The sequence below is a fragment of the Aquimarina pacifica genome (assembly GCF_000520955.1).
Lineage (GTDB): Bacteria > Bacteroidota > Bacteroidia > Flavobacteriales > Flavobacteriaceae > Aquimarina > Aquimarina pacifica.
On record NZ_JACC01000007.1, the window covers coordinates 43,006 to 56,267 of the forward strand.

Sequence of the window (13,262 nt, forward strand, 5' to 3'; positions counted from 1 at the left end):
GTGATACTTTTTTTATTGCGCATGTTCTTATTAATAACTCTTAAGCATTGACTTATCATGATGTTGTAGATCACTCTCTAATGTACTCTTTACAAAATTCTTGACCTCCATATTATTAGAAATAATTATTACATAAAACAAAGAGGCTATCAGCATAAAAGGCTGGACCAAAAAACTTTCAAAAGTCGCACCTACCAAGATACCTATCAAGATACTTTTTTCTATTGGTTCTAACTTTTTCCAGGTTTTTGATATGACCATAAAAAAACAAATGAGTACAACAATTCCTCCTCCTGATAGTATTTCGATATATGAACTATGAAATGATAAATTTTCTAGAGTATCCAAATAATAAAAGCCTATCCCTCTATTTTCTCTAAGTATGACATCATTAAGATTAAATAGTCCGTTACCCAGTAGCATGAAATTTTTCGTAAACATCTCTTCAAAAGCCAATGTCCAGATTTGATATCTCCCTGAGGTAAGTATAATAACATCTTCTTCTGAGAAATCTTGAATTATTAAACCTACAATTACGCCAATAATCATCAATGTAGACAGAGAAACCCTATAAAACCTATTCTTTATATTAGATATTCCAAAATAAAAAATCAGGGCTACTACTATTATAAGAAATGCATTTCTAGAAGTAAGTGTAGCTACTCCCCCATACATCAAAATAAGTAGGAGGTTAAAATAAGAGGTGTCTTTGGAGATTGTGTTGTATCTAAAATAAAATGATACCAAAAAACCAGTTACTACATAAAAACCAAAATGTATTTCGTCTTGAAAAAAGCCTCCGAATCCCCCATCGGTTTCATACATATTTACCCCACTGACAATAGCTAAGGCGAACCATAACAAAAAATTAGCGAATAAAGTTTTTCTGAAGATATCCAGAACTTTGAACTGAACCACCTTTGTAATTTTGATTCCAAATTTTGCTTGATAAACTCTGATTAATAATTTTATTAGGAAATAATAAAAAATGAAATATACGGGAAAAGCCAAATTAGGTAATAAATTAATTCGGGTATTGGTAATTAATGTAAAAGAAGCTGTAAAAAGAAGTAAAAAAGAGATCATAATAATCCACTCTTTTTTACTCAGAAATTTAATTTTGATTTTTTCTCGATCGACAAATAAAATAACCCCAAGAATAAAGATCAAGCAAAAAAGCAATTTACCGACACTTCCCAAAGTTGTTATTATACCAATGAATTTTATCGAATTCATTATTACTAATGTCAAAAAAATAATCAAAGATATTTCTAATACCCGCCTCTCTAATTTATCCATGGACCAACTTGGGATTAATAATTCTTTTATATAAAACAAAATAGGTTAATTGATAAAATAAATTCTCAATCATCATTGTATAAAACACACCTAAAATAGCGAATTTAGAAATAAGAAAATACCCTAAAATGACTGATATCATACTTCTCGGAATTAATATCCAAAAATTAACATCAGTTCTTTTTATTGAGTTAAGTGCTATTTTAATAGGTTGAAAAACAACATTAATAGCCTGTACAATAAATGGATATATTACCAACACTCCTAAGTTTTTATATTTTTCTCCGAATAATAGATCAATAATATATTGACCAAAAAAGAATCCGATAATCACCAAAATAACGGCCATAAATCCAAAAAGCAGCACCCATTTCTTAACCCCTCTATTGATTCTCGAATAATCATCATTCATTTTTACAAATAATGGAAGAAGATAAGAACTCAATGCGGTTAATATTGGGTTCACCAAATTGGCTACACTCATGAGTACTCCAAAGATTGCAATATCATCCTTGGTCGTTATATATAATAATAACCATGGATAAATATTTGAACTTAAATGAAATAAAAAATTAGATCCTAAGAGCCATTTCCCTATTTTCCAATTAACAAGCCAAAAATCGATGTATTGCTGTTTTAAGATTTTGGTATTGGTTCTATTTTTAAAAAAATATATCAAAGCAATCCCAATGTACACAGAAGACGTTACTCCTAAAAAAAATGACAAGTTCTGCGATTCTCTTATTAGAATTACGAGCAACAATGAAATAATACTGAGAGAACACACTAGTCCATATATCAAATTTTGTTTGGTTTTTCGCTCACTTAGTAATGTTTCGCGTACAAAAAAATAAAATGAATGTGCAACAACATATAAGAGAAAAAGAAAAAAAACCAGGCTATCTAAATTATCAAAGGAGAAATAATAGAGTATAGGAAATATAACTATAATACATACTGTAAAAACGAGTTTAAGATATAGATTAAAACCATGATAATCTTGCGCAAAAGAACCTTTAAAATCATTGAGATTTATAGCATAAGGCTTCGAGATAATTGCACTTTGAAACCCCAAAACAAAAAGTGTTATAGAAAAAAGTAATACTAAATCTGCATAGCTATCTCTGCTATAAGTTCTGGCCAAAACGACTGTTGTCAAAAGCGTTGTTACACTCATAAAAGCCTGATCAACCAAAACACTAAATAGTTTTGGTATTTCTTTATTATTTTTGAGATTATATTTTTTTAACACCTATTGCTTGTATTATGATAGAAGTAATTTCAACTGTAGATTAGTTCCTAAATATGAACTTCCTTGAAATTATTCTGATTCTCTAAAAACCACTGATATGTTAAAGTAATTCCTTGGTTTAACGATATTTCTGGTTGCCATCCTAGCTCATTTAATTTAGAACTATCCATAAGTTTACGAGGAGTCCCGTCGGGTTTAGATGTATCCCATACTATATTTCCTTGATGCCCCACAATTGATTGTACAGTCTCTGCAAGGTCTTTTATTGTAATATCTGTACCTGTTCCTACATTATATAAATACTCTGGCAAAACATTCTCAACAGCAAACAAGACAGATCTAGCCATATCATCTACATGCAAAAACTCGCGCATGGGTGTACCACTACCCCATAATATTACATCTGCATTGTTATTTAACTTGGCATCATGAAACTTTCGAATCATAGCAGGAAGTACATGAGAGGTTTGAAGATCAAAATTATCAAACAAACCATATAAATTGGTAGGCATCAAACTCACAAAATCTTTCTTGTACTGTTTTCTTATTGCTTGACATGCTTTGACACCAGCAATTTTGGCAATTGCGTACCATTCATTAGTTGGCTCTAATGGTGCTGTTAATAGATATTCTTCTTTTAATGGCTGCGGGGCTAACTTCGGATAAATACAAGAACTTCCCAAAAAAATAAATTTCTTTATACCATTCTGATGAGCAGCATCAATCAGATTATTCTGGATCTGAAGATTTTCCATCAAAAACTGATAGGGATATTCATTATTGGCCAATATACCTCCCACCCTAGCTGCTGCATTAATAATACAATCTGGATTTTCTTTAGAAACAAACTCATAAACAGACAATTGATCTCTTAAATCCAACTCGGCACTTCTTCGCCCTATCAAATTAGTATACCCATTATCTTTTAGAGCACGCCATGTGGCAGAACCAACCATTCCTGTGTGTCCTGCAATATATATTTTAGAATCTTTCTTCATTACTACTCAAAATAGTTAAAAGTTTCATAGCCTCCATTAAGGATGTGTTGATCTTTCTTCATTAAAACAAGATCACTTTTCATCATATCTTTAACTAATTCTGGCAATGTATATGTTGCTTTCCAACCCAACTTTGTTTCAGCTTTGGTTGGATCTCCTATTAATAAATCTACTTCTGTCGGTCTAAAATATTTCGGATCAACATTTAGAACCTCCTTACCTATTGGTAATTCATACATACTATTTGAGCAAGATGCTACATAGGCCTTCTCATTGACTCCTTCTCCTCTAAATTCGAGTTGTATACCTACTTCTTCAAATGCTAGGCGGACAAAATCTCTTACTGACGTTGTTTTTCCTGTTGCAATCACCCAATCTTCTGCTGTATCTGCCTGCAGAATCATCCACATCATTTTTACATAATCTTTAGCGTGCCCCCAATCTCTTTGAGCGTCTAAATTACCCAAATAAAACTTATCCTGTAAGCCTAATGCAATTCTAGAAACTGCTCGTGTTATTTTTCTGGTTACAAATGTCTCTCCTCGTATTGGTGATTCGTGATTAAACAAGATACCATTACATGCATACATATCATACGCCTCTCTGTAATTGACCGTTATCCAATATGCATACATTTTGGCAACTGCATACGGGCTTCTTGGATAAAAAGGTGTAGTCTCTGACTGCGGAACCTCTTGTACTTTACCGTATAACTCTGAGGTCGAGGCTTGATAAATTCTGGTTTTCTTCTCTAATCCCAAAAGACGAACCGCATCCAAAATACGCAATGTCCCGATACCATCTGCATTTGCAGTATATTCTGGAACTTCAAAAGAAACCTGAACATGACTCATGGCCGCTAGGTTATAAATTTCATCTGGTTGTATTTCCTGAATTATACGAATAAGATTCGTACTATCCGTCATATCGCCATAGTGCAATATAAAATTACGGTTTTCTACATGAGGATCTTGGTATAACGAATCTATTCTGTCTGTATTGAAAAGTGACGACCTTCTTTTGATACCATGAACAGTATATCCTTTTTTCAATAAAAACTCGCTCAAATATGCTCCGTCCTGACCTGTTACACCTGTTATAAGGGCTACTTTATTTTTCAAAATTTAAGTTATTTTAGTGAACATGATTTTAATTCAAATACTAAATTGAGTACATGAATTTCTAATCTTTCCTTGTTTATAAATAGCGTAAAAATTCTATCGATACAACTTCATTTTAATCCTCAAATTCTTAAAAAGTTAACTTAGGCTTTGCAAATTTCATGGTTCCCTTATCCTTTTCTTGTTCAATAAAAAATGGAAATAGATGTAATAGTGGTACTATGATCAATACTATCAATAACAGAAAATGAATATTAATATTAAGAAAATCAACAAAAAGTGTCAATGCTACAATAAGTGTATTAAAGGCACATATAATAATGGTCGCCGATTTATGGGTAAATCCTAAATCTAATAATCTATGATGTATATGGTTCCTATCAGCACTAAAAGGGCTTCTTCCCTGTTTTAATCTAATAAAAAATACTCTAGTCGTATCCAGAATAGGAAACGCAAAAACTGCCAATACTATTACCGGTAAACCGTTTAGTTTAAAATCTAATGCTTCTGAGCCACTCATCCCAAGAAGAGCGATACCCTGAAATGCCAAAATAAAACCGACAAACATAGATCCCGAGTCACCCATAAATATTTTTTGAGTGTCAGATAAATTAAATCGTAAAAAACCGACTAGTGAACTTACAAGGATAAACGATACAAATGTCATTAAGTAGCTCCCATTGATAAGAAAAAAGATACCAAATACAGTACTTGCAAAAATTGCAATAGAGGCAGCTAGTCCATCTATACCATCAGTAAGATTAAAAGCATTGATAATAAAGATAAAAATGAAAATCGAAAAAATAATCGAAAAAAATGGGTGAAGCTCTTCAATACCTAAAAGTCCTCCAAAATTATCAATACGAATATCGGTCATTAAGACCACCATAGTTGCCGCAAAGATTTGGCCAATGATTTTTTTTCTGGGTGACAAAACTAGAATATCATCTTTAATACCTAAAAATAATAGTATTGTGATGCCTCCCAATAAAGAGAGGAGTTTAATCAAATCAGTTTGTGATAAATCGGTAAAAATTGCAAACAAAATAATAGTAAGCGAAAATGCTATAAATATTCCAATACCTCCCAAAGTGGGTGTTTTGTTAACATGCATACTCCGCTCACCGGGAACATCCATTAAATTTTTAGTATTGGACAAATAAATAATAGCGGGGAATATTCTTGAGGATATCAGGAAAGCAATACATCCCGAAAAAATTACAAGAAAGTAAAAATCTGACAATAATAGTTTTAAGGCATTCATGACGTGTGTGGTGATGTGAAACAATATCTCGAAAAAAGAGAATAATTACTCTTGCTGGTTAACTATTGTAATTTTATATAAAACTAGTCTCTTTTAACGTTTGGAACATATAAATATTATTAAATTAGTATTAAATTTTGTTAATTAAAATAATATGAATTCGAAGCTAAAGTATAGAAAATACAAAGGTAAGACCTCTTCTTAATTCAAGAATAAAGGAAGAACTTCGATAATCTGACCTTATTTTCGTTGAAAAGCACTTTTGTATATTTTTAAACTAATTTTAACACTATTTACGCACTATACGTTCTTCTTAAATTCATGAATACCCTGATTATTCTTTACTATTTACATCAGAAGCCATATATTATATGTTAGTATCCGAAATTCTTTCCCTAAAGTACTAGGGTTTCTACCATAAATAAAACAATCACCCTAACCCAATACTATATAAAGCACTGTAAGACAAAGAACTTTAGTTAAGACTTTGAGATTTCCTATTTCAATTAAGGTATATTCAGTCCTACATCCAAAAACTTTATTACCTCCCAAAAATGACCTTTTTAGGGTAAAAATCACATATTTTTAAAACAAAAATTATGGTAAAACCGTAAAAACAAGGAGTTATAATTGCATTTTTTTGTTAAAAAATGAGTATTTCATCGTTTAAAAAATACGTTTGATCTAAAAATTAGGAAATGATTTTTTCTTAGTTACTTTTCATATTAAATTTGTTATCAGAATGTTATATTTTTCTTTAAAGCCCCATCTTATGAAAATTACTACACTACTAACTATTTTTATCTTAAGTACGATACATCTTAACGCTCAACAAACTGAGTTAATTACAAATAATGTTTCTTCGAACCAATCAATATCAATTGGCAGTGAAAATGAAACTATTTGTCAAGCTGAGTTATCTAAGATAGCATATTACAAAGCTTTAATAAATCAAAACAATTTAGAGATAAACGATACTGATGTTGTTAATGGCGTAGTACTTACAAATAAAGAGAACACTATTTATACCTCAAAAACAGCATACTATAAAGCCTTAATAAAGAAAAATAATTTAGAGATAAACGATACGAATACTATCAATCAAAGTGTTGTACTTAAGAACACAGAAGATATCATCTCTAATCCAAGAAGTAGAATTTCGTATTCAAATTAAGAAGCAAGAAGCACATTATAATACTTCACTAATTAAATCAGTAAAAAAGCACTTTTATGTATACATAAAAGTGCTTTTTTACTATCTAAATCCTTCATAACAACTCCGGAACGAAGAATCTAATAAACAACCATAAGAGATAAGACTCTCTATGTTTTGAGCATCTACACCACAAAACTTAGAAATGTGATATAGTAGAGTGTATAACTTCCAATATTTATCAACCTATTTATATGAGATAAGCGCAAGAGACTTTTGTCTTATTAGCCTAAACATAGTATATATAAGTAAAATTTAAAAAAAACGAAGCTCTCCCTAATTTATTGAAGCTTCGAGATAGGATAAGAATTCTTTTAGCATCATTGTTACTAAAACTAACATTGCTATTATTCAACTATTAATCAAATACATTCGCAATACTTAACTGAAAGACACGACTACAAAAGAAAAACAATTAAAAAAAGCTCTTTTATAAAAAGAGCTTTTTTTAAAATTTATATTACAACTTTTCTTATTTAAGAAACTGCTTTAAGTTTCTTAATTGTCGATTTGTTAAGTTTCTTTTCTGCGTAATCTTTAGTCACTCGCAATACCGATTCTTCACTCTCTGGTAATTCGTACATCGCATCTGTGAGAATAGCTTCACAAAGAGACCTAAGTCCACGTGCGCCAAGCTTATATTCCATCGCTTTTTCTACGATATACTCAAGAGCTCCATCGGTGATCGAAAAGTCTATGGCATCCATTTCAAACAGTTTTTTGTACTGCTTAATAATTGCATTTTTAGGTGCAGTTAAGATAGATCGCAACGTTTCTGCATCTAATGGATTCATATAAGTAAGCACTGGTAAACGACCTATAATTTCGGGTATCAAACCAAAATCTTTTAAATCTCTCGGGATGATATACTGAAGTAAGTTGTCCTTTTCTATAACATCCTCACTTTTAGAAGCACTATACCCTACTGCTTGCATATTTAAACGTTTCTGAATATTTTTTTCAATCCCGTCAAATGCACCTCCTGCTATGAAAAGAATATTCTCTGTATCTACCTCAATAAACTTTTGATCTGGATGCTTACGCCCTCCTTTCGGAGGAACGTTAACCACAGTACCCTCTAAAAGCTTAAGGAGCGCCTGCTGTACTCCTTCTCCTGAAACATCTCTGGTAATACTCGGATTATCACTTTTACGAGCAATTTTATCTATCTCATCAATAAATACAATACCTCTTTGTGCTTTCTCGAGATTATAATCTGCCGCTTGCAATAATCGCGTAAGAATACTTTCTACATCTTCTCCTACATATCCTGCCTCGGTAAGGACCGTTGCATCTACAATCGCCAAAGGAACATTAAGCATTTTGGCAATAGTTTTTGCTATCAATGTTTTCCCTGTTCCAGTTTGCCCCACCATAATGATATTACTCTTCTGTATTTCTATATCATCATCGGTCTTAGGCTGCAATAACCTTTTGTAATGGTTATAAACAGCAACAGACATCACTTTTTTGGTAAACTCTTGTCCTATCACATATTCATCCAAAAATTTCTTAATTGCCATCGGCTTACGCAGCATCAACTCACTACTCAGCTCACCTGTTTGTTCATCTTTTGCTTCTTCTACCACAATACCATTTGCCTGAACTATGCATCGATCACAAATATGAGCGTCTAATCCTGCGATAAGCAAATTGGTTTCAGGCTTTTTTCTCCCACAAAAAGAGCATTCTAAATCTTCCTTGGCCATAATTATTTAGTTTCAATTCATCAGACTACATCTTTCATTTTCGATAGTCTGATACATTTGTAGATGTGGTACATAGTTAATAAGTATCACCTACACATTTCACAAAAAATTCTTGTAAGTTCTGTAATAAATAAAATAAGACGAATACACCCCTATTTACTTACAAGAAAAATATTATTCTCTAGTCAAAATCTCATCAATCATTCCATATTCAAGAGCTTTATCAGCTTTCATCCAATAATCTCTATCACTATCTTCATAAACCTTATCATAGGTTTGACCTGAGTGTTTTGCTATAATATTATACAATTCTTCTTTTAATATTAAAATCTCACGCGCAGTAATCTCTATATCACTTGCTTGTCCTTGCGCTCCTCCCAAAGGTTGGTGAATCATCACACGGCTATGAGGCAACCCAGAACGCTTACCTTTTTCTCCCGCACATAATAGCACTGCTCCCATAGAAGCTGCCATTCCTGTACATATGGTAGCAACCTCTGGCTTTATAAACTGCATAGTATCATAAATCCCTAGTCCAGCATATACACTACCCCCAGGGGAATTAATATATATTTGAATATCTTTTGAAGAATCTACACTTTCTAAGAACAATAATTGCGCCTGAATAATATTAGCTACTTGATCATTAATCCCAGTACCCATAAAGATAATACGATCCATCATCAAACGCGAGAAAACATCAAAAATAGCTATGTTCATCTGGCGCTCTTCTATAATATTAGGAGTCATCCCAGTAGGATACATACTACTAATGATATCTCCGTAATAATTACTATTAATTCCGTGATGTTTTGTAGCGTATTTTTCGAATTCTTTACCGTAATCCATAGTTCTATTTTCTGAATTTTTATTTATAAGAAAAGGCGTCAACCTAATCATAGTTTAACGCCTTAAATATAAGTATAAATTCCTTAGTATTTTACAACATTAATTATTTGTAAACCTCTTTTATAAAATCTTCAAAGTTAACTTCTTTCACCTTTAACTTGGCATTTTCTTTGAAATAACCAAGCAATTTCTTACTCATTAATTGCTCAGAAATTCTCTTTACCTCATCTTGATTTGACAATATTCTTGCAGCAATATCTTCTAACTCTTTATCATCAGGAGATACTTGGCCAAATTGCGCCATCTGTCCTTTAATAAGATTTTTTGCAAATTCTTTTAATTCGTCAAAGGTAACTTGAAGATTGTTATCTGTGATTATTTTACCTTCAATCAATTGATAACGTAATCCTTTTTCACTCTTTTCATACTCATCCTTTGCCTCATCCTCACTTAAGGGCTGTTCTCCTGTTGTGCGAATCCATTTTTGCAAAAATTCTGAAGGCAGATCAAACTTGGTATTTTCTAATGCATTTTCAGTAATATCATTTAGCAATTGCTGATCAGATTGTTGTTCAAACTGAGCCTCTGCATCTTGCTTAATTCTTTCTTTAAGCTCTGTTACGGTCTTTACCGTATCCGGACCATATAGTTTGTCGAATAACTCTTTGTCCAAATCTGCTAACTCTTGTTGATTTACTTCAGAAACCGTAAAAACCACTTCTATATCTAAATCCTGAGCATCTTCATTACTTATTTTTAATGCACTAATTAAGTCAGCGTCATTATTAAACAATCCTTTTGTTTTTAAAGTAATAACATCTCCTACTTTAGATCCAATAAATTTTTCAGAATTTTTCTTCCCTTTTATTTTATCCAAAGAAATTGTTGCCGTGGTATCGATTGCTTTTTCTTCATTAACAAAAGTACCCGCAATTAAATCTTCTTTTTCAGCTGTTTCTTTTGGAGTAAGTTTTCCATATTGTTTTTGAATGGTTTTGATCTGATTGTCGATCATTTCTTCATTCGCTACAATCTTATAGTGTGTAATCGCTTTTTTTCCATTAAGCTTTACCTCAAATTTCGGAGCTAAACCTAGTTCGAATTCAAAAGAGTAATTATCAGTATCCCAATCAAAGTTCTCCTGCTCTTTAGGCAATGGATTTCCTAAAACATCGAGTTTTTCTTCTGTCAAGTATTTATTCAAAGCATCCTGCAATAGCTTATTTACCTCATCAACTAAAACGGCTTTGCCATATTGTTTCTTAACCAGTCCCATAGGAACATGTCCTTTTCTAAAACCGGGTATATTAGCATTCTTACGATAGTCGCTAAGAATTTTATCTACTTTATCGCTATAATCTTCTTTAGCTATATCTACAGTTACTACTGCATTTAATTCGTCTAATTGCTCTTTTGAAATGTTCATTATCTCTACGTTTACTACTAAATTTTGGGTTGCAAAAGTAACACTTTTTTAGGACATCACAAATTTTAACTCCCTGAAAAACAGTTAACGTAATAATCTACTTTCTTTATTTCTTATCTTTCTTCAAAATAGAATATAATATAGACTGAAGAACTGACAATAAAATACTAAAAACCAGTGCCCATAGCCATCCATCAACACTAAAACCTTCTATAAAATAATCGGCTAATAAAATTATCGCGGCATTAATAATTAAAAGAAACAACCCTAACGTAAGGATTGTTGCTGGCAAGGTTAATATAATTAATAATGGCTTCACAAGACTATTTAAAACAGCTAACACGACTGCGACTATAAATGCGCTCATATAACTACTAGTCTCAACCCCAGGAAGTATTTTTGCTAAAACAAGTACCGCAACGGCACTAAGAACAAGTTTCAATATAAAATTCATACATCAAATATACTCTTTATCAAGAACAATAAAAAGCCCACCGTAAAACGGTAGGCCTTTACAAAAATCAAGTTATTTATATATCTTTAGTTTACTTCGTCATTAACAGTAATAGTTCCGTAATCTAATATATCTACCCTAGGAAGTACTGTTTCATACTTTCTCTCAATAACATCAAGTATTGCATTTGCAGTAAAAGCGTGCGCTCTTGGTGTAGGATGAACTCCATCCAGAGAAAAGGCTCCTCCTGTAACAAAATCAGAAGTAAGCGATGCGCCACCAGAAAAATACCCTGTTGTTGCTACCTGCTCTAAATCAGCTGCTGCATCATAAAAAGCAAGGTCATAAACACCCGCTAATGCTTCTATAGTTGCATTATAAACATTACGTGCATTTTCTATTTCTGATTGTTCCTCAGGGAGCAACACATATTCATCTCCTAATGGAAGAGAGACTCCTATTACAGAGAACTGACCTGCTGTTTCCTCAGGCACATTAAGAGCAACCAACTCTGCAAATCTATCTGTATCTAATTGTCCTATTAAACTGCTACTCGTAAGCAGTAATAAATCATCTTCTGTAGCTTGTCTAGCCTGACCAAATTGAGCAGCGATAATAGGCGCAAGAGCACCAAACGTACCTGCCAAAACAGCCGAAAGACCATCTGTTATATCTGTAAGAGACTCATCTACAATCACCACAGGACTTGCTTCGGTCGTAGAGAACTCTATTGCTCGATCACCCACACCCAAGAAGGCAAATGCTGCATTAAGCCCAGCATATGTCTCATTAAGAGTTGGTATTTGAGGCCCAAAATTTGGATCCGCAGGACTTAAAGGCGCATAAGGAACAGTGGTAAAAAACGGAATCGATGTTACACTAGGCAAATTTAACACCACTCCTTTTGCTCCATTCGCAGTAAGCGCTTCAAGCAATCCATTATACGTTGCAGCAAATACATCTGTATTTGTAATGTCATTACCACCATATGTGGTAGGATCTAAGTTCCCTTCTGTGTCCTGATTAACTCCTGTACCACCAGAAGTTGCATATCCCAGAATATCATTATTACCAATCCACAGACTAAAAAATGTAGGATTCTGCGCTAAAGCATCCTCAATAACACTTGATGTTCCTGAAGAAGCAAACCTAGCATAATACGGATTCGAAAGACCATCAGCTACTAATGACACATTACCATACCCTGCAGCAGCTAAGTGAAAACTTTTTGCTCCGGGCACCCCCATATTATTAAAAGAACCTCCAAGATTAGCAGATATTTCTGTAGTTGGTGTTGCACCCGCATAAATAGCTGGCCCTACAGCATTTCCTTCTTCATCAAAAGCCAACACAAATCTATTGTCCAAAATCTGTGTACCTCCTAATAAAGCACCGCCAGTGTTATCAGACATTAACGGCTGTGTAAATTCACCACCTCCAGCAAATGCAAATTGTTGAGATAATATATTAGGATACGAATTTTCTTGTCCTGTAATGTATAATGCATTGTCTGCATAACCTGCAGTCAAAGAATTTCCTAAGGCTACATAGGTACTAAAGTCAGCTTCACCACTAGAATAAACTCCTACTTCATCAATAGGATTATCAAATTCTGGCTCACATGCCACTAATCCTAAAACAAGTATTGCTAAATATTTTATATTTTTCTTCATCATC

At 32.8% G+C, this 13,262-nt stretch carries 11 protein-coding genes; 1 reads left to right on the forward strand and 10 read right to left on the reverse strand.

Annotated features, from left to right (window positions below; all coding sequences use genetic code 11):
* Positions 1-30 precede the first annotated feature (30 nt).
* The 5 genes from DZ60_RS0104785 to DZ60_RS0104805 all read right to left on the reverse strand — a co-directional run bounded on the left by DZ60_RS0104785 (position 31) and on the right by DZ60_RS0104805 (position 5,934).
* On the reverse strand, positions 31-1,236 hold the full coding sequence (locus DZ60_RS0104785) for an O-antigen ligase family protein (protein WP_152537367.1): 1,206 nt from the start codon (positions 1,234-1,236) through the stop codon (positions 31-33).
* A gap of 55 nt (positions 1,237-1,291) precedes the next feature.
* On the reverse strand, positions 1,292-2,551 hold the full coding sequence (locus tag DZ60_RS0104790) for a lipopolysaccharide biosynthesis protein (protein WP_025740933.1): 1,260 nt from the start codon (positions 2,549-2,551) through the stop codon (positions 1,292-1,294).
* Positions 2,552-2,598: 47 nt separating this feature from the next.
* Positions 2,599-3,549, reverse strand: a complete 951-nt coding sequence (locus tag DZ60_RS0104795) for a GDP-L-fucose synthase family protein (protein ID WP_025740935.1) — start codon at positions 3,547-3,549, stop codon at positions 2,599-2,601.
* 2 nt (positions 3,550-3,551) lie between these two features.
* Complete coding sequence (gene gmd / locus DZ60_RS0104800) at positions 3,552-4,670, reverse strand: GDP-mannose 4,6-dehydratase (RefSeq protein WP_025740936.1); 1,119 nt, start codon at positions 4,668-4,670, stop codon at positions 3,552-3,554.
* A gap of 130 nt (positions 4,671-4,800) precedes the next feature.
* Complete coding sequence (locus DZ60_RS0104805; protein WP_025740938.1) at positions 4,801-5,934, reverse strand: MraY family glycosyltransferase; 1,134 nt, start codon at positions 5,932-5,934, stop codon at positions 4,801-4,803.
* Between the two features lie 772 nt (positions 5,935-6,706).
* Here DZ60_RS0104805 and DZ60_RS0104810 point away from each other — a divergent pair.
* A complete protein-coding gene (locus tag DZ60_RS0104810; protein ID WP_152537369.1) occupies positions 6,707-7,108 on the forward strand; it encodes a hypothetical protein in 402 nt (133 codons plus the stop codon).
* Positions 7,109-7,623: 515 nt separating this feature from the next.
* Here the strand turns inward: DZ60_RS0104810 and clpX are convergent.
* The 5 genes from clpX to DZ60_RS0104835 all read right to left on the reverse strand — a co-directional run bounded on the left by clpX (position 7,624) and on the right by DZ60_RS0104835 (position 13,261).
* Positions 7,624-8,856 carry an ATP-dependent Clp protease ATP-binding subunit ClpX gene (clpX, locus tag DZ60_RS0104815; RefSeq protein ID WP_025740941.1) on the reverse strand — a complete coding sequence of 411 codons (1,233 nt, stop codon included), beginning with the start codon at positions 8,854-8,856 and terminating at the stop codon, positions 7,624-7,626.
* A 174-nt stretch (positions 8,857-9,030) separates the two neighbouring features.
* Positions 9,031-9,705, reverse strand: a complete 675-nt coding sequence (gene clpP / locus DZ60_RS0104820; RefSeq protein ID WP_025740942.1) for an ATP-dependent Clp endopeptidase proteolytic subunit ClpP — start codon at positions 9,703-9,705, stop codon at positions 9,031-9,033.
* 103 nt (positions 9,706-9,808) lie between these two features.
* On the reverse strand, positions 9,809-11,131 hold the full coding sequence (tig, locus tag DZ60_RS0104825) for a trigger factor (protein WP_025740943.1): 1,323 nt from the start codon (positions 11,129-11,131) through the stop codon (positions 9,809-9,811).
* A 106-nt stretch (positions 11,132-11,237) separates the two neighbouring features.
* On the reverse strand, positions 11,238-11,585 hold the full coding sequence (locus tag DZ60_RS0104830) for a phage holin family protein (RefSeq protein ID WP_025740945.1): 348 nt from the start codon (positions 11,583-11,585) through the stop codon (positions 11,238-11,240).
* An 86-nt stretch (positions 11,586-11,671) separates the two neighbouring features.
* The gene (locus tag DZ60_RS0104835) at positions 11,672-13,261 is read right to left on the reverse strand and encodes a G-D-S-L family lipolytic protein (RefSeq protein WP_316929837.1); all 1,590 of its coding nucleotides are present in this window, start codon (positions 13,259-13,261) and stop codon (positions 11,672-11,674) included.
* Between the last annotated feature and the right edge of the window lies 1 nt (position 13,262).